The sequence below is a fragment of the Tunturibacter empetritectus genome (genome assembly GCF_040358985.1).
Taxonomy (GTDB): domain Bacteria; phylum Acidobacteriota; class Terriglobia; order Terriglobales; family Acidobacteriaceae; genus Edaphobacter; species Edaphobacter empetritectus.
In genome coordinates this window covers 1,373,198-1,393,274 of record NZ_CP132932.1, presented here as the reverse complement: position 1 = coordinate 1,393,274, position 20,077 = coordinate 1,373,198, and the positions used below count along the sequence as shown (strand labels likewise).

Below are 20,077 nucleotides of genomic sequence, written 5' to 3'. Positions count from 1 at the left end.
CTAGCGATCGGGCGGCGTCGAGACAGTGGCTCGCGGCTGATCGCCGCTTCTATCCTTGAAGGGGTCTTTCCATTGGGTAGGGAGGCTGTGTCGACTGCCTCTTTTTTTTATTTTGATGCTGGAAGAGATGGAGATGCCGGCTACGGTGAAGCTGACCATCTGGCGCTGACTGCAGCGGAGGCAGCGGACGGGATAGCGCATGAGGAGTATTTCGGTGAGGTCTTGCGAGCGAAGGCTAGAGCGGCGGAAGTTTTGACCGGGGCAAAACTGACAACGGATGGGAGCGCCGTTGCGAGACTCGGTTCCGAGGTAGGGGGCGCGATCGCGGGAGGAGTGCCAGCGGCGAGAGCTTTCCTTGTAGCTTTCGTTGAATCTCATCTTCAACTCTTGTCCCCTTCGGGAAGGAGTGGAAGGTTGAAGAGCCTTTCCGGAGTTCGTCGCGGGGTGTTCGGTGTACGTGGAGCGCGGATCGTGTGTACGGTGGGACGGGCTGGTGATTTAGAGAGCAGAGTATGGAGATCGCGAAGATCTTTGTGCAGTTTGCGGAGCTGGCGCGAGTCGATGCTGGTGGGTGCGCCTTCGATGGTGAGAGCCAGTTGCGGCTCGCTATGTCTGAGTTCACTTTTGAAGACCTGACGAGCGCCGGGGATGGTGTAGCCCTCACTGTAGAGGAGGCTCTTGATGCGGAGCGCCATCTCGACGTCTCGCCGGCGATAGAGCCGCTGGCCTGTGCCGCCTTTGTGTGGCTTGAGTTGAGGGAACTCGCTCTCCCAGAAGCGCAGGACATAGGCGGGGACGTCGCAGAGTTTGGCGACCTCACCGATGCGAAAGTAGAGCTTATCGGGGATGCCGCCGGGGATGTCAGACCCGGAGGGTGGGGTGGTTTTGCGGATTGGCTGGTGCTGCGCCATGCCAGGAGCTCCGGAACCGCCTGCCCGGCGGAGTGGCCTATCGTTCGGCTGCTGCCAGTATAGGCCACTCGGTCGGCATGGTTTGTAATTTTTCCCTGGTGAGGGCTGTTGAATTTCAGGCAACTGGGGTGGAGACGGGCTGGCGTGGCTCAGTCTTTCCGCGGGCGCTGCGGACATATTGGACAGGCCAGGTGGTGGATTGGTGAAGGACCGCCGCCGCGTGAAGCGGCCAGTAGGGGTTGCGGAGGAGCTCGCGCGCCAGGAGGATGAGGTCGGCCTGACCGGTGCGGATGATCTGGTCGGCTTGGGCTGGCTCGGTGATCATGCCGACGGCTGCGGTGGGGATCTCGGCCTCGCGGTGGATGGTGTCGGAGTGGTGAACCTGATAGCCGGAGCCTACGGGAATCTGCTGGGCGGGGTGATTGCCGCCGGTGGAGACGTCTACCAGATCGATGTCGGCCTGTTTAAGGAGTCTCGAGAAAGCGACGGATTGGGGAAGATCCCAGCTTGGGCCGAGTGACTCCGGTGCCCAGTCTGTGGCTGAGATGCGGACGAAGAGAGGGAGATGCTGGGGCCATGCGGCACGGACGGCGCGAACGATCTCGAGGGGGAAGCGAACCCGGTTTTCAAAGCTTCCGCCGTACTCGTCGGTGCGTTGATTGGAGAGCGGGGAGAGGAACTCATGCAAAAGATAGCCGTGCGCTGCGTGGATTTCGACGAGGTCGAAGCCGGCGGTGAGGGCGCGGTGGGTGGCTGCTACGAAGTCGGCGATGATCTTGTCCATGCCGGCGCGGTCGAGGGCGGTCGGGAGCGGATAGGCCTCGTCGAAGCGGATGGCGGAGGGGGCTACGGGCTGCCAACCGCCTTCGGAGGAGGGCATGGTGCGGACTGGATCCCAGGGGAGGGACATGCTGGCTTTGCGGCCGGCGTGGGCTAGCTGGGTTCCGGCGTAGGCGCCGTGCTGGTGGAGGAAGGTGGTGATGCGGGTGAGTTCGGGGATGTGTTCGTCTTTCCAGATGCCGAGGTCGCCGGGGGTGATGCGGGCTTCGGGGCTGACTGCATTGGCTTCCGTGATGACGAGGCCGACACCGCCAATGGCGCGGCTTCCGAGGTGGACGAGGTGCCAATCGTTGGCAAAACCGTCGACTGAGGAGTATTCGCACATGGGGGAGACGGCGATTCGGTTGGGAAGCGTGAGGCTGCGGAGCTTGAGAGGAGCGAAGAGGTGGTTGATGGGCTGAGGCACTCCTATTGGATGTGGCGAAGTGGATTTGGATGTGAGGGATCGATAGTTGTGCGCAGGAATTAAATTTTGTGGTGGTTTTTGGGCGGGTTTTGGGAAAAGCCAGAGATTTTTGTGGTGTTTTGATGGTGTGGTTGTGGTGAAATGCGTGGTGAACGTGGTGAGCAGACAGCGGTTATTTGAGTTCCGAAAAAAGCGCCACGGTTTCGTTGTTTTTTTGCGTGCCCGGGGGAATGGAACCCGACAGGACAAGAGAGCGTATTGTTTCTCTGATCGGATGGAGGCTGAGATGAGGGTGAATCAGAGTGCGGCGGCGTCGATGTTGGCAGCGACGATTGCAGCGTCGACGATGTTGATGACCGGGTGCCGGATTGAGAACGATAAACATGGCGACGCGGATAACGTGAAGATCGCTACGCCGTTTGGCGGTATGTCGGTGAAGACGAACGAATCTGCTGTGGTCGATGGGATTGGGCTGCCGGTGTATCCGGGCGCGGTATTGGTGAGGAAGAAGGACAAGAACGATGGCGCGGCAGACATCAATCTCAGCTTCGGCAGCTTTTCGCTCAAGGTGAAGGCGGCCAGCTACACGACGCCGGATAGTCCGGACCAGGTGACTGCCTTTTACAAAAAGGCACTGGGACGGTATGGCGATGTGATTCAGTGCCAGAACGACAAGCCGGTGAGCTCGCAGACGCAGACTGCTGAGGGGTTGACGTGCGCGGATGATCAGAAGAACCACATCAAGGTGGACAATGATCTTTCGGGCAAGCTGGAGCTGAAGGCTGGGTCGAAGCAGCATCAGCACATTGTCGGGATCGATCCCGATGGTGGCGGAACGAAGATCGGGATGGTGGCGCTGGATCTCCCGGGGCATATCTCAGTAGGAGACGGGGACGACTCGAACAAGCAGTGATGCGGATTGTGTTTCCTGAAGACGTGTCCTGCCGGACGGGCCCACTTCGCGTGGGGCGGTCACTTCGTGACGTGTATACCTTTCTCTGCAGGAATGATCATTCTCGTCCTCCCGTTGGTCGGCGTCATCTTCTCGTCCCGCAGGACACGCAGTGGCGGTCTGGAGGCGGTCGCTTGCCGCGCCCTTTGGGGTGGGGTAGCTTCATAAGATATGCATGAGTACTGTCATCGTTGCGGAGGCGAGCTTTCTGCCAGTGTTGGCGATTCGCCGTTCTGTCCCCACTGCGGTTCGCCGCAGATCTATCTGCAGGACTATGAGCTGCAGAGCAACGGGGAAGAGCAGAGCAACGGCGCGGAAGGCGATACGACCGGCGCGATGCCGCCCCCGCGGCCGCAGCAGGTGGAGTGGAAGACTGCGATTCGGTGCGCACTGCTGGTGGCGGTTGTGGCGGCGGTGCTGAGTGTGTTGTCGGCACGGGTGCAGCTGGTGTCGCCGCTGACGTGGCTGTGGACGATCAGTGGGTCGATGATTACGCTGGCGCTGTATCAGAAGAGGAAGCCGCTGGCGTGGATGGATGCCGGGATCGGAGCGCGGATTGGGGTGGTGGTGGGGCTGGCCTTGGTCTCGTGTCTTGCGGTCGCGATGGCGGGTGCGGGGCTGGTGGCGAGGTTTGGTCTGCATAACATGGCGGGGTTCGATGCGGAGCTGACGCAGACGCTGCATGCCCAGGTTGAAAAGGCCGCTGCGACGACGCCGGAGCCGCCGGATGTGGTGCGTTTTTTGTATTCGCCGGAGGCGCGGGCGGGGATCATGCTTGCCGGGTTTGCGATGGTGTCGGGCGTGCTGCTGGTGTTGTCGACCGTGGGCGGGGCGCTGGGTGGATTTATGCGGATGCGGCGAAAGATTTCTGCGTAGGTTTCGTTGGAGGGGGATTCTACGACCTTTGTGGTAATTCTTTCGTTTTCGAGGCAGTTCTGCGCTCGTGACGTGATGAATTCCGTGGTTCGTTGAATTAGGTTCTGCTATACACAGCAGAGAGATTATGAAAGCCACTTTGTTTCGCTGTGCTCCTCTGCTAGTTCTCTCTGCCTTCGCGTTCGGTCAAAGCCCGACTCCGCCGGAACATATTCCTGTCAAGAATTTGCCGTTGTCCGCGCCCGCATCAAGTGCGAAGGGTGCGGTAAGCTCCCCAGACTACTCTGGAGAACCAGGCATTATTCAACATATGGACAGGGTGTATCAGGTGGAGGCAGACGGTACGGGTTGGCGATTGCTGACGACGTCGGCTCAGGTGTTGACCGAAGGCGCGGTGAAGCAGTTTGGCGTGCTCTGCATTGCCTTTGCGAGTAGTTCGGAGAGCGTTGAGATTGTCTATGCCAGGGTGAAGCGCCCGGATGGAACGGTGGTGGAGACGCCGGTGAGCGGTGCGATGGAGCAGCCCGATCCGGTGACGCAGGCGGCTCCGTTTTATAGCGATCTGAAGCAAAAGCAGCTTCCGATTCGGAGTCTGAGCGTTGGCGACACGCTGGAGTGGCAGGCAAAGATCGTGCGAACCAAGGCAGAGGCTCCAGGCCACTTCTGGGGTCAGGAGACCTTCTTCGAAGATGCGGTGATCCTGTCTCAATCGGTGGAGCTGCGGGTTCCGAAGGATGCGTTTGTAAATGTGTGGAGCCCTACGTTGAAGCCGACGGAGACGACTGCGGGCGGGTACAGGGTACTGCGATGGGAGAACTCGCAGCTGAAGCCGACCGTGGGCAAAGAGGCCGACGCGGAGAAGGAGGCCAAGAGCAAGGGAGTGTGGACGCCGGAGCAGGAGTTGGAGGCGACGCAGGGCAAGCTGCCTATGATTGAGTGGACGAACTTCAAGAGCTGGGAGGATGTGGGTGGATGGTATCGAGGTCTGGAGAAGGACCGGACGGTGCCGGATGAGGAGATCAAGGCGAAGGTTGCGGAGTTGACGGCGGGGAAGACGACGGAGGAGGAGAAGGTTCGCGCGGTGTATGGGTATGTGGCGACGCAGATACGGTACATCGGAGTTGCGTTTGGTGTGGGTCGGTATCAGCCGCATCGCGCGGAGGACGTGATGCAGAACCGGTATGGGGACTGCAAGGACAAGCACACGCTGTTGGCCTCGATGCTGGAGGCTTTGGGGTTGCACCCGGATGCGGTGTTGATTGGTGCGGGGATTCGGTTCAACGAGGCGGTCCCTTCGCCCGCGGCGTTCAATCACCTGATCACGATGGTTCCTGTGGATGGGAAGGATGTGTGGCTGGATGCGACGGCGGAGGTCGCTCCGTACAAGATGCTGATGTACTCGATTCGCGACAAGCAGGCGCTGGTGATTCCGAGTACTGGAGTTGCGCAGGTGGAACGGACACCGGAAAAGCCTCCTTTTGCTTCGTATCAGGCGATGCATGCGGAGGGTTCGCTGGATAAGGATGGGACTTCGAACTCCCGGCTGTCGATAACGTTTCGCGGCGATGACGAGTTGTTGATGCGGAGCGTGTTGCGGCAGCTGTCACCTGCGCAGTATGACCAGGTAGTGCAGCAGATGTCACAGAATATCGGTTATCAGGGAACGACGAGCCACTCCGAGGTGAGCAAACCTGACGATACGGCAGAGCCACTAAAGATCAGTTACGACTACAAGCGAGAGAAGGGAGGCGACTGGGATAACTACCGAATTCTTCCGCAGATCGCGCCGGTGCTGCTTACGAGACCGGACGATAAGATGCCTCCGGTTCGCGCGATCTTACTCGGTGTTCCGAGGACTGAGACTTCGACTGCGGAGATGAAGCTGCCGCAGGGTTGGGGTGTCGAGCTTCCTGAGGCGGTGCATCAGAGGTCGGCTTATGCGACGTATGACCAGACGTACCGATTTGAAAAAGGGACTCTATATACGGAACGACGAATCGAGGTGTTGCAGGACAAGGTTCCGGTGAGTGACTGGAAGAGCTACAAGAAGTGGGCGGATGCAGTCGATCTGGGGAATGAACAGTATGTGCAGCTGACGGGGCAAGGTGGCGGAGGGCGCCGGTTTGACGGGATCGCCCACCGCGACGGTTAACAATGCGGAGGCGCAGAAGCTGATTCAGGACGCGTGGAAGGCGGTGCAGCAACGTGACTTCAGTACGGCGCAGACCAAGTTGGATAGTGCGAAGAACTTGAATGAAAGACAGATCGGACTCTGGACGACTTATGGATACCTTGCATTCTCGCAAGGAGAGATGTCGAAGGCGATTGAAGACTATCAAAAGGAGCTGAAGTCTCATCCGGAGCAGTATGCGGCGTATGGGATGTTAGGGCAGTTGCAGAGGAATATGGGACGGCGTAAGGATGCGATGGAGACTTTGAAGAGCTGGAGTGCTGCTCAAGGAGATAATCCAACGCCCGTCGTAGCTTTGGTGGGCATGCTTCTTGAGGATAAGAATGCTACGGAGGCCGTTTTGGTGGCGGAATCTGCGGTTGCCAAGCTTCCGGAGGATAAGAAGAAAGATGCAAGCCTTCAGCTAGCGCTGGGGAAGGCGCAGATTATGGGGGGAGAGAAGGAGCAGGGCCGCGCTACGTTGCTCGGCTTGATGCAGAGTACGGAAGATCCTTTGATGATGAATAACAGCGCTTATGAGCTTGCGGATGCGGGGCTTGAACTACCGGCAGCAGAGACGGCGACGCGGACTGCGCTGGGCAAGATGGAGGAGGAGAGCAAGACGTGGACGCTCGATGAGAATCCACAGATGCTGGCTGCCAAGTCAGAATTGATTGCAGCGACATGGGACACGATGTGATGGATTCTCTATCGCGAAGGGAGGTTGCCGGAGGCGGTGAGTTACATCCAGGCTTCGTGGAGGAGCAATCAGAACGCGGAGGAGGGAGAGCATCTGGCGCAGTTGCTGGAGAAGACGGGCGATAAGAGTGCGGCTCTGACGGCCTACGAGCTTGCGGGCGCCACGATTCCTGACTATGACGCTATGGGGGTGAAGAAGGCTCCTGGAGAGAAGAAGATTGAGTTGGGGAAGCGGTCGGAGGCGCTGCGGAAGGCGGGAGTGAAACCAGGGCCGCATGATGCGCATACTCTGCAGGAACTTCGTACGATTCCGCTGGGGGCGGCGAAGGGGATGTCGGGAACGATGGAGTATCGTCTGCTGCTAAGCCAGGGGAAGGTGGTGCGGGCTGAAGCCATGGGGTCGAAGGCGATGGAGGGCGGGGAGGAGCGGGTGAAGACGCTGGCGGTTGCGGGGTTCTGGCCGGCGGGTTCACAGGCGCAACTTGTTAAGACGGGGTTCCTGAACTGTCATGCGAATGTTTGTGAGGTGGTGATGGAGCCTTAGGCTTTGGCGGAGACGGATTGGGCTGATGGCGGCGGTTCGTTCGGGTGGGTGGATGCTGATATCATCAAGCGCAATTATATGAGTGAAAATACTGGAGTTCGGAAGCCGAAGTTTCGTGAAAAGGGGAGGCTGATGTCGGCCTCGGAGATCGAGCGTACGCTGGTGCGGCTGGCGCATGAGATCGTGGAAAAACATGACGGCAGTAAGAATGTCGGCCTGGTGGGGATCAAGCGCCGGGGCGTTCCGCTGGCGCAGAGGCTGGGCGTACTGATCGAGAAGATTGAGAAGCATCCGGTGGATGTGGGGGTGCTGGATATCAGCTTTTATCGCGACGATCTGTCGACGGATGGGCCGCGACCGAAGGTGACGCCGGGGGCGATCGGATTCGATGTGACGGGGCGCGACGTTATTTTGATGGACGATGTGCTGTATACGGGGCGGACGATTCGGGCGGCGCTGGATGCGCTGTTTGACTATGGGCGGCCGAAGAGTGTGCGGCTGCTGGTGCTGATCGATCGCGGGCATCGCGAGCTGCCGATCGAGGCGACGTATGTGGGGCGGCTGATTCCTACGTCAAAGCGGGAGATTATCGAGGTGAAATTGAACGAGGTGGATGGGCAGGAGCAGGTGCTGCTGGTTGAGCTGATGGATTGAGCTTGTCCTGCCGGACGGGCTCCCTGCGCGGGAGGCGGTCACTTCGTGACTTGTATACCCCTTCGGTTGGCACTCCCGTTGGTTGCGAGGGAAGATTGTGCCGACCAACGGGAGGGCCGCGCGAAGCTTTAAAAAGGCGTGCGAACGCCCGCGTTCCGCGCAGGAGGCTCGTCCGGCAGGACAGAGAGTCGCCACAGGCTCTAAGATAAATTCGTGACGATATTAGAGACGGGCACGATTGCGGCGGGGTCGCTGCTGACGGTTGCAGGCCTGACGGTGGAGGAGGTTGCGGCGATTCTGGCGGCGACCGACCGGCTGGAACGAATGGCTGCTGCGGAGAGAGCGAAGATTCTGGCGGGGCGGCGGATTGCGCTGCTGTTTTATGAGTCGAGTACGCGGACAAGGACTTCGTTTGAGCTGGCGGCGAAGTCGTTGGGTGCGATGACGACGCTGGTGAGCGATAAGTCGTCGTCGATTGAGAAGGGTGAGAGCCTGAAGGACACGGGGCTGACGCTGCGGGCACTGGGGGCGGAGTGCATTGTGCTGCGTCATGCGAACTCGGGGGCGCCGTATCTGCTGGCGAAGACGACGGGGCTGCCTGTGTTGAATGCGGGGGATGGGATGCATGAGCATCCGTCGCAGGCGCTGCTGGATCTGCGGACGATGCTGGCGCGATTGCCGGGGATGAGTGGGCGGCTGGTGAACGCGAAGACGCTTGAGGGTGTGACGGTGGTGATTACGGGGGATATTCTGCATAGCCGGGTGGCGCGTTCGAATGCGATGCTGCTGCCGCGGCTGGGGGCGAGGGTGGTGCTGTGTGGGCCACCCGGGTTGCTGCCGGATGATGCGTTGGGGCTGGGCTTGGATTCTAAAGGGGGGATTGAGATTGAGCGGGATTTTGATAAGGCTTTGAAGCAGGCTGGCTCGGGGGGTAAAGCGGTGGTGATGATGCTGCGGATTCAGCGGGAGCGGCTGGCGGGGTTGGAGCTGGATTTGGAGGAGTATATCTCGCGGTATCAGCTGGACGAGGAACGGTTGATGGCGCGGGCGCCGGAGGCTCTGGTGATGCATCCGGGGCCTATGATTCGCGGGCTGGAGATCGCGGGTGAGGTGGCGGACGGGCCGAACTCGGCGATTGAGGACCAGGTGCGGCATGGGTTGGGCGTGAGGATGGCTCTGCTGGTGAGGGCGCTGGGTGCAGGCGGATTTGAGAGTGTAACGGTATGAGTGACGTATTGATTTTGAACGGGCGGCTGGTGGACCCAGCGAGTGGAGTGGATGGGGAGCGGGATCTATTGCTGCGGCATGGGCGAGTGGCTGCGGTGGAGATGCCGGGGGTCTTGCGCGCTGTCAAGGGCAAGGAGATTGGTAAGGAGATCATCGATGCGAAGGGGATGATCGTCGCGCCGGGGCTGGTGGATGTGCATGTACATCTGCGGGAGCCGGGACAGACTTATAAGGAGTCGATCAAGACGGGTACGGCGGCTGCGGCGGCGGGTGGATTTACGAGTGTAGTGGCGATGCCGAATACTTTGCCGGTGAACGATTCGGTGGAGAAGCTGGAGTGGATGCTGGATGCGTCGCGTGGGGCCTGCGTGAAGCTGTTTGCGATGCCAGCGGCTACGTTTGGAAGCTTGGGCGAGGAGATTACGGACTATCACGAGCTGCAGAGGGTCGGGGCGGTGGGGTTTACCGATGATGGAAAGCCGGTGTTGCATGATCGCGTGATGCGTGCGGCGCTGGTGGCGGCTGCGGGGATTGGCGTGCCGGTGTCGCAGCATGCGGAGGATACGCGGCTGACGGGTGGGTGCAGCATGAATGCGGGGCCGGTGGCGTTTCGGCTGGGGCTGCGCGGGATGACGGTGGAGGCGGAGTCGAAGATTGTGGAGCGGGATATTCGGCTGCTGCGGGATATCGAGCAGCATGATGGATTGCGGCCGCATCTGCATGTGCAGCATGTGTCTACGGCGAAGGCGATGGAGGCGATTCGGCAGGCTAGGCGGGCGGGGCTGCATGTGACGTGCGAGGTTGCGCCGCATCACTTTACGCTGACCGATGAGGCAATTGGCGAGTACGACACGAATGCGAAGATGAATCCTCCGCTGCGCAATGATGCGGACCGCATGGCGATGATTGCCGGGTTGATGGATGGCACGGTGGACTGCATTGCGACCGATCATGCTCCACATGCGTTGTTTGAGAAAGAGCAGGAGTTTGAGCGGGCTCCGAATGGGATTACGGGGCTGGAGACGGCGCTGGGATTGGCGTTGCGAGTATTGCATAAGGGCAATGGGATGCCGATCTCGCGGGTGATTGAGTTGATGAGTGCGCAGCCGGCTGGGATTGTTTCGCTCGAGGGGCGTGGGACGCTGAAGGTGGATAGTTTTGCGGATGTGGTGATATTTGATCCAGCGGCGGAGTGGAGTTTTGCGGCTGCGAAGAGTCTGTCGAAGTCGCGGAATACTCCTTTTGATGGGGCGCCGATGTTGGGCAGAGTAATGGCTACGATCTGCGAAGGCGTGATTGTTTATAGAGGATAGATGCTTCGTTTTGTGCAGAGTTGGATGGTCGTTCTGTTCGGTACAGTGCTAGCCACCTCCTATGGGCAGTCCTCTATTAAAGCTCGCCCCACAGACTTTCCAAGTTTCACGGTGTTCCCAGGTGCTGCAGATTCGGATGGCTTGCCGACTTCAGGGGCGAAGCTTTGTCTTCTTAAGCCGGCAGGAGTTTGTTTCCAAATGCCTTCACATCGGGCGTCCGATTCTGTGGAGTACGAATTTGGTCTCGATCCTCGCTCAGAGATTCTTTCGTTACCGGGCGGCGGATCACTTGTTTTCTTTTCGTCCCAGTTTTCTGGTGGTGGCAGCGGGACTTTAGATAGGCTTGCGATTTTGCGGTATCAAGTTGATGGCAAGATTATCAATCTGATGCCATTCGTTGGAGTGACAAATCAAAGCGACCGAGCTGTGTGGCATATTGCTTCGATATCAAACTTTCCTATTCTGATGACGGCTGATTTTTACTGGAGGGATGGAGAGACGCACTTCTCAGAGCATTACTATACGGTGACTGCATATGAGTTCGATACTAAAAGGGGACGGTATGTCAAAGCCTTCTCGTATGAAACGTCTAAGAGATATCCGGGGCTCGATAGAGTTGATCAAGTCCATGTGCTGAACTCAGAACGTGCGCAGATTTTGCGACGTCTTGAAACAGGCCTCGACGAGCACAAAGCAAGGTAAACGATTTTAAAGATGCCGCGATTCTAGGGATCCGGCCTCGCGGGGGGACAGATTCAACATAAAACCGCGCGGGTGCGGGGTGGTTGGGATAGAGTATTTTTTCTAACTGCGCTGTTGCGTGCGAGCAAAGGGACATCGCTATGTATAGGAAAGTGCGAGGGCGGTGGAACCCAGTGGAGGCGGTTTCGTATAGTGACGCATGAGAACTTTGCGATTGGCGGCGACGCTGGTTTTTGGATTGACGGTGATGGTGAGTGTGCGGGGTGGGTTGGCCGCGACGACCACATATGAAGTGGGAGAGAGTTCGCGGGTTTTTAAGCCTGGTCATGCTCGGAACTGGCGGGGTGCGAAGACTCAGGCGCTGGTGGCGACGATCTGGTATCCGGCGAATGCCGATGGGACATTGTATGAGGAGCCGCAGGTGATTGGGCCGCCGGACATGCCTCTGTTTCTGGCAGGTGGAGCGGTGCTCAATGCTCCGATTGCGAGTTCGCAGGTGAAGTTTCCGGTGGTGATGCTGTCGCATGGGACGGGTGGGTCGGCGATGCAGCTGGCGTGGCTGGGCACGGTGCTGGCGCGGCATGGATATATTGCAGTGGGGGTGAATCATCCTGGCAACAATGCGCTTGAGCCGTATACCGCTGAGGGGTTTGTGTTGTGGTGGGAGCGGGCGACCGATATCAGCGATGCGCTGGATGGGTTGATGACTGATTCGACGTTTGGACCGCACGTGGATGAGGGCCGGATTGGTGCGGCTGGGTTTTCGATCGGCGGCTACACGGTGCTGGAGCTGGCGGGGGCGAGAACGGATCAGGAGAGATTTCTGAAGGCGTGCCAGACGGATCCGACACTGCATAAGTGCGTGGTGCCGGAGATGAAGAACATGGGTGATCCGGAGCAGATGCTGGCGAAGGTGAGGGCGAGCAGTGCGGAGTCGATGGCGCGTGGAGGTGCGAGCTATCGCGATGCGCGGGTGAAGGCGGTGTTTGCGATCGCTCCAGCGGTGGGGCAGGCGTTCGCCCCGGATGGATTTCGTGAGGTGACGATTCCTGTGGCGATGGTGGTGGGAGCGGCGGACCCGATCGCTCCTGTGGCGACGAATGCGGGGAGATTTCTGGCGTTGATGCCGGATGCGCACCTAACGGTGCTACCCGATGGCGTGGCGCACTACACGTTTTTGGATACGTGTACGGATGTGGGAAGGGCTAAGCTTGGCGTGTTTTGCGGGGATGCTGCTGGTGTGGATCGCGAGAAGGTGCATGCGACCGTGTCGGCGATGGCGGTGAAGTTCTTCGATAAAAATCTGAAGTGAGGAGGGGAAGAGCGGACTCCTTCGCTGTTCGGCTATGCTGAGCTGGAGCTGATGACGTCGGCGTAGTTGAGACACAGGGATTTGAGGCAGGGTTCAAGTTGCTGATTCAAAGCAGGCAAATGACTAGACACGCGGCACACATATTCTTTCATCCCACTGTAGGCGAGAACACATTTGGCTCGTCTATATTCATAACCCCAATCCCTAATCAGTTAGTGGGAGGAGTGTCCACCAGCTTTGATTTCTGTTTAGACTTTTCCGTACGGCACATCATGCATCGGCAATAGCGAGAGGAATTAATTGATTCCTCGAGTATGAATCGCTGCCGATGCCTGGGGGGTGCAGGGTATTGCAATACCATTCAGGTAAACTTTTAAAGTGACCGTTTTTTCTCGCCGTCTTCCGCTCTTCGTCATCAATGTGATGTTCCTCGTCATTGCAGCCCCGGTGCTCTCGCAGAGTCCTGTTGCGATTGAGGCGACGCTGCCTGATGCGCCTTTGCCGCAAGCGCCCGTGGAGATCGCAAACAACACAGACGAATATAGTTCTTCTACTCTTGATGAGGCGCGGACCGGGCAATCTCAGACCGTTCCGGCTCAGCCGACTTCGCCTGGGCAGACGGATACGGCGCAGAAGCCAATGACGGATGAGCAGAAGAAGAGCGCCTCGGAAGAGGAGCTTCAGAAGGAACTACACCAGCGAATCGGAGTCGTCGTGCCGAACTTCAACGCTGTGCTCGACGGGAACAATCTTCCTTTGACTCCGGGGCAGAAGATGCGGGCGGCTTTCCGAAGCGCGGTCGATCCGTACCAGTTTGGACTCGCGCTTTTTACGTCGGCGATTGGGCAGGCGGAGAATTCGCATTCCAGCTATGATCTGATTCCGGGTACAAATCCGGCGCAGTATATGCCAGAGGGTTATCAGCAGGGCTGGGGGGCTTATGGCAAGCGCTTCGGGGCGGCATACACCGACCAGTTCGATGGAACGATTCTCGGCAACGGCGTGTTTCCTGTGCTGTTGCACCAAGACGCACGCTACTTTCGGATGGGTAAGGGAACTTTCAAGAAACGGTTCTTTTATTCGGTGAGTACAACAGTCCGCTGCAAGGGCGATAACGGAAACTGGCAGCCTAACTTCTCGAACCTGCTGGGGAATCTAGCCGCAGGCGGAATCTCGAATCTTTACTATCCGGCGGCGGATCGAGGATTTGGTTTGACGATCGAGCAGGGTCTGCTGGTGACCGCCGAGGGTGTGTTCGGCGCGCTTCTCATTGAGTTTGCGCCAGATGTTATCGGACATTTTCACAAGAATCGTACCCCGCCGGATGTGCCTACCCAAAGCGCTCCTTAAGGAAGAGAGTGTCCTGCCGGACGGGCTCCCTACGCGGGAGGCGGTCACTTCGTGACGTGTGACCGGTTTGGGGTAAGTGAGACGCTTAGGTCCTCCCGTTGGTCGGGACGGGTGATTTCCTTCAGGCTTGAAGGATGCCCATTTTTCTAGCGACGGAGGAGAAGGTTTCGAGGGCCTGATCGATCTGTTCGCGGGTGTGTTCGCTGGTCATGATGGTGCGAATACGGGCTTTACCTTCGGGGACGGTGGGAAAGGCGATGCCGGTGGCCATGACGCCGGCGTCGAAGAGGGCGCGGGAGAAGTCCATGGTGCGGCGGCTGTCTCCGATGAGGATGGGGGTGATGGGGGTTTCGCTTTTGGGCGTGGTGTTGCCGCCTGTGTCAAAGCCGGCATCGGCGAGCTGCTGTTTGAAGTAGCTGGTGTTGGCCCAGAGGCGGGCTATGCGGTCGGGCTCATTCTCCAATATGTCGAATGCGGCGATGCAGGTGGCGGCGACTGAGGGTGGGTGCGAGGTGGAGAAGAGGAAGGGGCGGGCGCGGTGGTAGAGGTAGTCGATGAGGTCGCGGCTGCCGCAGACGTAGCCGCCGAGTGCTCCGATGGCCTTGGACAGGGTGCCGACCTGGACGTCGACTTTGTCGGTGGCGTGGAAGTGATCGACGGAGCCGCGGCCGTTGCGGCCGAGGACGCCTGAGGCGTGGGCGTCGTCGACCATCATGATGGCGCCGTACTTTTCGCAGAGGTCAGCGAGCTTGTCGACGGGGCCGATGTCGCCGTCCATGGAGAAGACGCCGTCGGTGATGAGGAGCTTACGGCCGGGCTCGTTCTGGACTTCCTGCAGGAGCTGCTCGGCGTGGGCGATATCTTTGTGGCGGAAGACTTTGATCTTGGCCTTCGAGAGGCGGGCTCCGTCGATGATGCTGGCGTGGTTGAGCTCGTCGGAGAGGATGAAGTCTTCTTTGCCGAGGATGCTGGAGACGGTGCCGGCGTTGGCGGCGAAGCCTGACTGGAAGACGACGCAGGCTTCGACTCCCTTGAAGGCAGCGATCTTTTCTTCGAGTTCCATGTGGATGTGCATGGTGCCGGCGATGGTGCGGACTGCTCCGGAGCCTACGCCGTATTTTTTTGTGGCGGCGATGGCAGCCTCTTCGAGGCGGGGGTCATTGCAGAGGCCGAGGTAGTTGTTGGAGGCGAGGTTGATGACGCGCTTGCCGTCGTAGGTGCAGACGGGGGCCTGCTGGTCGTCGAGCACACGCAGCTTGAAGAAGGTGCCGCGCTCGCGGAGGTCGTCGAGCTGGGCGGTGAGGTGGGCAAGCTGGGGGCGTTTGGCGGCTGCGGAGGTCATGAAATTATCTTAAACCTTTTTAGGCTGGGCGGTCTCCGGTGAAGAATGAGCATCTTACGAGGTGAAGTGCTTCGCGAGGCGCGACTTCTGGTCGCTGAAGCTTATTTCTGAACTAAGAACGAGGATGTCACGATGAATTTTTCCTATAAGACTGTTGGAGCGATGATGCTGGCTGTGGTGATGCTGGCCGGATGCAAGTCGAAACAGGATGCTGCGATTGACCAGGCAAAGAAACAGGCTGCGGCTACGGGGCAGGCGCAGCAGGTGGTTTCGACCGACAGTAACGGCAATGTGACGACCACGACAGTGCAACCACCCGCGCCTGGACAGACGGCGCAGGCTATTACGACGACCACGACTCCTGCTGCTGCTGCGGGACCGGTAGCGGCGAACACGCCGGCGGTTGCGCCTGGTGCTCCTGAGCAGGTTGCGCCTGGAACTGCGGACCAAGTGGCGCAAGGACAACCGGCGACTGCAGGGCCAACGGATTCTTCCGGTCAGCCGGTCGGGCCACCTGCTCCTGGGGGTGCGCCGATTATTCGGCCGGCAGATGTGAATGTTCCTGCAGGGACGAATCTGACGATCCGCATCAATCAGCACATCAGCGTGAAGACGAGTCATGCAGGAGACCGGTTTACCGGAGAGGTGGAAGAGCCGGTGGTTGGCCGGGGTGACCGTGTCGTGATTCCGAGGGGAGCGCCGGTGAGCGGTGTGGTGGTTGCTTCGCATCGCCGGGGGCACTTCAAAGGGTCTTCGATTCTGGAGTTGAGGCTAACCTATCTGACTCTCAACGGGTCTCGCTATGCGCTGGATACTTCTGATTTGACGCGGACCAAGAAGGGCAAAGGGAAGCGGTCGGCTGCGATTATTGGCGGCGGCGCTGGGGCGGGCATGCTGGTTGGCGGTTTGGCCACCGGAGGCGTTGGGCTTTTGGTTGGCGGGCTGGTTGGTGGCGGTGGCGGTACGCTCCTCAGCGGGTTAACCGGGAATCGGGATATCGAGATTCCGGCTGAGTCGATTGTGCGGTTCAAGCTGGCGGATAACCTTGTGATCCAGCCTTCTTGATTTTGTTTGAGGAGTGAAGAGAGAGACTCATCTTTGCGGGTGGGATTTTTTCTTGTCAGGACTTATGTTTGAAGGTGCTTTGCGACGAGGTGGTGGGCCTGAGCTGTGATGTCTGCGTCGCCGCCGCAGCCAAGAAGCCAGTGCATGCCGGGTTCGCGCCGGAACCAGGTGAGCTGGCGCTTGGCGTAGTTGCGATGGCCTTGCTGGGCGTGGGCGACGGCCTGCTCGCGGGTGATTTCGTTGCGGAGGACGGCGGTGGCTTCCGCATAGCCGAGTGAGGTGAGGGGGCGGCAGGCTTCGCCGTAGCGGGCTATGAGGCGCTCCGTCTCTTCGATAAGGCCGCCGTCGGGCCGTTCGCGGGAGAACATAGCTGCGGCGCGCTGGTTGATGCGTTCATAGAGGAGGGTTCGGGGTGGGTTGAGGCCGAGGCGCAGGATGCGGTATCCGGTGAGGGCATCGCGGCCCTGCTGCCATTGCTCGGTCATAGGAGTGCGCTTGTTGGCGTTGTGGCTTTGGCCGGTTGCAAGAGAGACCTCGATGGCGCGGATGACTTTGGGGACGTCGTTGGGGTGGATGGCTGCTGCGGCGGCCGAGTCGAGGCGGGTGAGGATGCGATGGAGATAGGCGGGGCCGCGGGTCGAGGCAATATTGCGGAGGCGTTCGCGCTGGCCAGGTTTTTGTGGTGGAGCGGGGAAGAGGCCGTCGATGAGGGCACGGAGATAGAGGCCGGTTCCTCCGGCGACGATCGGCAGGCGGCCTCGGGCGGTAATGGCGGCGAGGGCTTCTCGGGCCTCGCGGCTATAGTCGCCTGCGGTGCAGGACTCGTCGGGCCACGCGATGTCGATCATGTGGTGGGGGACGAGGGCGCGTTCTTCGTGGGTGGGCTTGGCGGTGCCGATCTCCATCTCGCGGTAGATGGCGACTGAGTCGCAGCTGATGATCTCGCCGTTGAACTGCTGGGCGAGAGAGAGCGCGAGGGAGGTCTTGCCGCTGGCGGTGGGGCCGACCAGAACGATGAGGGGGTGCTCGGGGGCGCTTACCATAGACGCCACCAGCCAGGGTGGAAGAGGTTGTGGACTCCGGCGCGGAAGAGACTGAAGAGGAACACTGCGAGGGCGAGCAAGAGGAGGCCGCGAATCTGGCGGCGGCGTTCGGTTTGGAGTGGAGTTGCTATGGTGGTGGCCCTTTTTGGATGATAGTGGATTGACTTGGTGGAATGGATTGGGCCGGTTTTTGTGGGTTGAGGAGAGCGGTTCGCGCCTGCCGGCGCGAATACCCCACCCTATCGCGATAAAACTGCGAGAGGATGGGGCACCCGGTGTTTGGCGCGCGGTTGCCCGGAGGGTGCTTAGAATGGCATGCTTGGAAGATGATGCGGAAGAAGATGGCCGGTGCGATGGTTGGGGCTGTGGCTGGTTCCGTGCTGGCCTGCTGTCTTTCTGTGGCGGCACAGGAAAAAGGGTACTGGCGTGCAGAGAGTTCTACGGCGCAGGCCATTACCGGCGATATCGGCTTCACCGGGGAGAAGATGTCGATTAACTTCACGAGCTTCGTGGTGGCGCAGATACGTTCTCTTGAGCCGGGCGAGGTGAGCGCGGTCTTCGATGTGGACAGCAGTGCCGGTGGGAATGGCAACCTCTTCAGGCTGGACATCCCGGCTGCTAAGAAGTTTCTGCATAAGAATACTTTGTGCGGCACGGAAGACGTGCAGTGGATGGCCACTTATGTTGCGGGGCGCTCTTTGAAGATTGCATTTTTTTCGGGAGCCAAGATGCCGGTATTCGCGTTGAATGAGATCGCAAATTCGACGGATTTGTGTGGCACGTTTTCTTATGTTCGGTGAGCTGCTTGCCCCTTGTGTCCTGCCGGACGGGCGCCCTGCGCGGGCTGCGGTCACTTCGTGACTTGTGTACCGCTTCGCTTGGCGCTCCAGTTGGTCGCGAAGGAAGGCGATCAGGGGAGCGGTTTGTTCGTGTAGAAGGCGATGCGGAGTTCGAGGTTGGGGCCGTGGAAGTTTGCCGGGAGTGGGGGGAACTGGCCTTCGCCGGTGATAGCGCCCCAGCATGCTCTGTCGATGGATTGATCCTGGCTTGAGCCGTCGAGGTTCATAGCGGCGATGCGGCCGTCAGGGAGAATGGTGAAGCGGACGAGGGTCTCGCCTTGTTTATTGAGCGGCGGGCGGGCCTCCTCGGGGATGAGGGGAATCCAATTGCGTTTTATATCACTGAGGATTCGGCGGAGGTAGGGGTTGAAGTCTACGCCCTGCATATCGGACAAAACCTGAACTCCTTGGCCCATACCGGTGCGTCCGCTGGATGAGCCTCCGCTGTAGTCTCCTGAGCTGCCGTGGTCGTGGGCGGCGCCCTGCGCAGCTTGACGAATGGCATCGCCTGCGGTCTGGTTGGGATTGCCAAAGTTCGGCCGGGTTGCGACGGGCTTTGGCGCTTCAACGAGAGCCTGTTGCTGTGTAGGCTGGGGTTGCGGCGATGGAGGCAGAGGAGTTGCCTGTTGCTGGGGAGCCGGCTGCGTCACAGGGGGGGTGGACGTTGGCGGAGCAGGGGCAGCGGGTGTTGGCGGAGCGGCCTTGCGCATCGCCTGAAGCTGCTTCAGCATCTTTTGGTCAACGGCTGGCTGCGATGGTCGTGCTTTAGGGGTTCTGGGCGCGATTTTAGATAAGTTTGCCGGGTCTTCGAGACGGGTCAGCTGCTGCTCACGCTCTTTGAGTACTTCGGCGGGACTGATGAGGCGAGGCTGATGAAAGAGGACGCGGGGGCCATAGAAGAGGAACCAGGCGATGGCCAGGTAGATGATGATGGAGATGTAGATGGACTCGCGGAAGCGGGCTTTGGAGCGCTCGTCGTCGAGGGAGTCCAGCAGGTGAATCAACTCCCGCTCGTCGAGCTCTCCGAAGCGGCCGGTGCGCACCTTTACGGGCTGGTTGGACGGTGCGGATTTGGGCGGAGTCTCGAGTAAGGGCATCGGCTATGTGGTCTGACGGCTACGGGGGACGAAAGTTTCGTGCGGGATGGATCGGGACACTTCCCAGTAGGGTGCACCGGGTTGCGTAGTTCTCCCTATTTTCTCATCTTTGATGCATGTATTGGGAAAAGAAGCGTCGCTTGGAACTTTCGGACAGAGAGGCGAAACCGTAGACTGGGAGGGTGACTCTAAGATTTGCGCCAGATGTACGTGCCGTTGTGCTGACGATCAGCGACCGCTGTTCTCGCGGGGAACAGATGGATCTGTCGGGGCCTGCTGTGTGCGAGCTGCTGGAAGATGCCGGAGTGGGGCAGGTGTTGAGCGAGATGTTGCCGGATGAGATCGATCAGATTGCGGCGGCGTTAAGACGTAACGCGAAAGTTGTAGATCTGATTGTGACGACCGGAGGGACCGGGCTGGGCAAACGCGATGTGACGCCGGAGGCTACGAGAATGGTCTGTGAGCGGCTAGTTGAGGGGTTATCGGAGAGAATGCGAGCGGATGGGCTGCTGCAGACTCCGCTTGCTGCACTGAGCCGAGCGGTCTGCGGGACGCTGGGGGATGCGCTGATTGTGAATCTGCCGGGGAGTCCGGCGGGCGCGAGGAGTTCGCTCGCGTCGATTCTGCCGGTGTTGCCGCACGCGCTAGATCTGCTGGCGGGGCGGACGGCTCATCATGCATTCACAGAGAGCGGTCAGCATGGAAGGGCCGACGGCAATTAGAATGAGAAGGACC

At 59.6% G+C, this 20,077-nt stretch carries 20 protein-coding genes; 14 read left to right on the top strand and 6 right to left on the bottom strand.

Annotation, left to right across the window (positions count from 1 at the left end):
• The 3 genes from RBB75_RS05745 to RBB75_RS05735 form a co-directional block, all read right to left on the bottom strand.
• Positions 1–378: a hypothetical protein gene (locus RBB75_RS05745; RefSeq protein WP_353069836.1), complete on the bottom strand. Its 378-nt coding sequence runs from the start codon at positions 376–378 to the stop codon at positions 1–3.
• A 2-nt stretch (positions 379–380) separates the two neighbouring features.
• The gene (locus RBB75_RS05740; protein WP_179639725.1) at positions 381–911 is read right to left on the bottom strand and encodes a MerR family transcriptional regulator; all 531 of its coding nucleotides are present in this window, start codon (positions 909–911) and stop codon (positions 381–383) included.
• A gap of 115 nt (positions 912–1,026) precedes the next feature.
• On the bottom strand, positions 1,027–2,157 hold the full coding sequence (locus RBB75_RS05735; protein WP_353069835.1) for an NADH:flavin oxidoreductase/NADH oxidase: 1,131 nt from the start codon (positions 2,155–2,157) through the stop codon (positions 1,027–1,029).
• A gap of 286 nt (positions 2,158–2,443) precedes the next feature.
• Here RBB75_RS05735 and RBB75_RS05730 point away from each other — a divergent pair, with 286 nt between their 5' ends.
• The 11 genes from RBB75_RS05730 (at position 2,444) to RBB75_RS05680 (ending at position 13,956) form a co-directional block, all read left to right on the top strand.
• Positions 2,444–3,070, top strand: a complete 627-nt coding sequence (locus tag RBB75_RS05730; RefSeq protein WP_257031192.1) for a hypothetical protein — start codon at positions 2,444–2,446, stop codon at positions 3,068–3,070.
• A 210-nt stretch (positions 3,071–3,280) separates the two neighbouring features.
• On the top strand, positions 3,281–3,985 hold the full coding sequence (locus RBB75_RS05725; protein WP_353069834.1) for a hypothetical protein: 705 nt from the start codon (positions 3,281–3,283) through the stop codon (positions 3,983–3,985).
• A 127-nt stretch (positions 3,986–4,112) separates the two neighbouring features.
• Positions 4,113–6,137 carry a DUF3857 domain-containing transglutaminase family protein gene (locus tag RBB75_RS05720; protein WP_353069833.1) on the top strand — a complete coding sequence of 675 codons (2,025 nt, stop codon included), beginning with the start codon at positions 4,113–4,115 and terminating at the stop codon, positions 6,135–6,137.
• A complete protein-coding gene (locus RBB75_RS05715) occupies positions 6,109–6,855 on the top strand; it encodes a tetratricopeptide repeat protein (protein ID WP_353069832.1) in 747 nt (248 codons plus the stop codon). The genes RBB75_RS05720 and RBB75_RS05715 overlap by 29 nt, the downstream gene beginning before the upstream one ends.
• Positions 6,856–6,891: 36 nt before the next feature.
• Positions 6,892–7,398, top strand: a complete 507-nt coding sequence (locus tag RBB75_RS05710) for a hypothetical protein (protein WP_353069831.1) — start codon at positions 6,892–6,894, stop codon at positions 7,396–7,398.
• A gap of 78 nt (positions 7,399–7,476) precedes the next feature.
• A complete protein-coding gene (gene pyrR, locus RBB75_RS05705) occupies positions 7,477–8,052 on the top strand; it encodes a bifunctional pyr operon transcriptional regulator/uracil phosphoribosyltransferase PyrR (RefSeq protein ID WP_257031191.1) in 576 nt (191 codons plus the stop codon).
• A gap of 213 nt (positions 8,053–8,265) precedes the next feature.
• Complete coding sequence (locus tag RBB75_RS05700; RefSeq protein ID WP_353069830.1) at positions 8,266–9,279, top strand: aspartate carbamoyltransferase catalytic subunit; 1,014 nt, start codon at positions 8,266–8,268, stop codon at positions 9,277–9,279.
• Positions 9,276–10,592: a dihydroorotase gene (locus RBB75_RS05695; RefSeq protein ID WP_353069829.1), complete on the top strand. Its 1,317-nt coding sequence runs from the start codon at positions 9,276–9,278 to the stop codon at positions 10,590–10,592. The genes RBB75_RS05700 and RBB75_RS05695 overlap by 4 nt, the downstream gene beginning before the upstream one ends.
• Entirely contained in the window at positions 10,593–11,294 is a 702-nt protein-coding gene (locus RBB75_RS05690; protein ID WP_179639721.1) for a hypothetical protein, read from the top strand.
• Between the two features lie 199 nt (positions 11,295–11,493).
• The gene (locus tag RBB75_RS05685) at positions 11,494–12,606 is read left to right on the top strand and encodes an alpha/beta hydrolase family protein (protein WP_179639720.1); all 1,113 of its coding nucleotides are present in this window, start codon (positions 11,494–11,496) and stop codon (positions 12,604–12,606) included.
• 378 nt (positions 12,607–12,984) lie between these two features.
• Positions 12,985–13,956, top strand: coding sequence for a hypothetical protein (locus RBB75_RS05680; RefSeq protein WP_179639719.1), 972 nt, complete (start codon positions 12,985–12,987; stop codon positions 13,954–13,956).
• Between the two features lie 121 nt (positions 13,957–14,077).
• On the opposite strand, the gene RBB75_RS05675 is transcribed toward RBB75_RS05680, so the two are convergent.
• Positions 14,078–15,298, bottom strand: a complete 1,221-nt coding sequence (locus RBB75_RS05675) for a glycine C-acetyltransferase (RefSeq protein ID WP_179639718.1) — start codon at positions 15,296–15,298, stop codon at positions 14,078–14,080.
• A gap of 132 nt (positions 15,299–15,430) precedes the next feature.
• Between RBB75_RS05675 and RBB75_RS05670 the strand changes: the two genes are divergently transcribed.
• Entirely contained in the window at positions 15,431–16,363 is a 933-nt protein-coding gene (locus RBB75_RS05670; RefSeq protein ID WP_179639717.1) for a hypothetical protein, read from the top strand.
• Positions 16,364–16,425: 62 nt separating this feature from the next.
• On the opposite strand, the gene miaA is transcribed toward RBB75_RS05670, so the two are convergent.
• Positions 16,426–17,406 carry a tRNA (adenosine(37)-N6)-dimethylallyltransferase MiaA gene (miaA, locus tag RBB75_RS05665; protein ID WP_353069828.1) on the bottom strand — a complete coding sequence of 327 codons (981 nt, stop codon included), beginning with the start codon at positions 17,404–17,406 and terminating at the stop codon, positions 16,426–16,428.
• Between the two features lie 326 nt (positions 17,407–17,732).
• Between miaA and RBB75_RS05660 the strand changes: the two genes are divergently transcribed.
• Entirely contained in the window at positions 17,733–18,206 is a 474-nt protein-coding gene (locus RBB75_RS05660) for a hypothetical protein (RefSeq protein ID WP_353069827.1), read from the top strand.
• A gap of 110 nt (positions 18,207–18,316) precedes the next feature.
• Here RBB75_RS05660 and RBB75_RS05655 read toward each other — a convergent pair whose 3' ends face one another.
• Positions 18,317–19,342, bottom strand: coding sequence for a TonB C-terminal domain-containing protein (locus tag RBB75_RS05655; RefSeq protein WP_179639715.1), 1,026 nt, complete (start codon positions 19,340–19,342; stop codon positions 18,317–18,319).
• A 182-nt stretch (positions 19,343–19,524) separates the two neighbouring features.
• Here RBB75_RS05655 and RBB75_RS05650 point away from each other — a divergent pair, with 182 nt between their 5' ends.
• On the top strand, positions 19,525–20,064 hold the full coding sequence (locus tag RBB75_RS05650) for a MogA/MoaB family molybdenum cofactor biosynthesis protein (RefSeq protein WP_353069826.1): 540 nt from the start codon (positions 19,525–19,527) through the stop codon (positions 20,062–20,064).
• The last annotated feature ends 13 nt before the right edge of the window (positions 20,065–20,077 follow it).

What these genes read in the sequence shown, in the direction of transcription:
- RBB75_RS05745 (WP_353069836.1), bottom strand. Translation starts at nt 378, where the DNA reads ATGAGATTCAACGAAAGCTACAAGGAAAGCTCTCGCCGCTGGCACTCC.
- RBB75_RS05740 (WP_179639725.1), bottom strand. Translation starts at nt 911, where the DNA reads ATGGCGCAGCACCAGCCAATCCGCAAAACCACCCCACCCTCCGGGTCT.
- RBB75_RS05730 (WP_257031192.1), top strand. Translation starts at nt 2,444, where the DNA reads ATGAGGGTGAATCAGAGTGCGGCGGCGTCGATGTTGGCAGCGACGATT.
- RBB75_RS05725 (WP_353069834.1), top strand. Translation starts at nt 3,281, where the DNA reads ATGCATGAGTACTGTCATCGTTGCGGAGGCGAGCTTTCTGCCAGTGTT.
- RBB75_RS05720 (WP_353069833.1), top strand. Translation starts at nt 4,113, where the DNA reads ATGAAAGCCACTTTGTTTCGCTGTGCTCCTCTGCTAGTTCTCTCTGCC.
- pyrR (WP_257031191.1), top strand. Translation starts at nt 7,477, where the DNA reads ATGAGTGAAAATACTGGAGTTCGGAAGCCGAAGTTTCGTGAAAAGGGG.
- RBB75_RS05695 (WP_353069829.1), top strand. Translation starts at nt 9,276, where the DNA reads ATGAGTGACGTATTGATTTTGAACGGGCGGCTGGTGGACCCAGCGAGT.
- RBB75_RS05690 (WP_179639721.1), top strand. Translation starts at nt 10,593, where the DNA reads ATGCTTCGTTTTGTGCAGAGTTGGATGGTCGTTCTGTTCGGTACAGTG.
- RBB75_RS05685 (WP_179639720.1), top strand. Translation starts at nt 11,494, where the DNA reads ATGAGAACTTTGCGATTGGCGGCGACGCTGGTTTTTGGATTGACGGTG.
- RBB75_RS05675 (WP_179639718.1), bottom strand. Translation starts at nt 15,298, where the DNA reads ATGACCTCCGCAGCCGCCAAACGCCCCCAGCTTGCCCACCTCACCGCC.
- RBB75_RS05670 (WP_179639717.1), top strand. Translation starts at nt 15,431, where the DNA reads ATGAATTTTTCCTATAAGACTGTTGGAGCGATGATGCTGGCTGTGGTG.
- miaA (WP_353069828.1), bottom strand. Translation starts at nt 17,406, where the DNA reads ATGGTAAGCGCCCCCGAGCACCCCCTCATCGTTCTGGTCGGCCCCACC.
- RBB75_RS05660 (WP_353069827.1), top strand. Translation starts at nt 17,733, where the DNA reads ATGATGCGGAAGAAGATGGCCGGTGCGATGGTTGGGGCTGTGGCTGGT.
- RBB75_RS05655 (WP_179639715.1), bottom strand. Translation starts at nt 19,342, where the DNA reads ATGCCCTTACTCGAGACTCCGCCCAAATCCGCACCGTCCAACCAGCCC.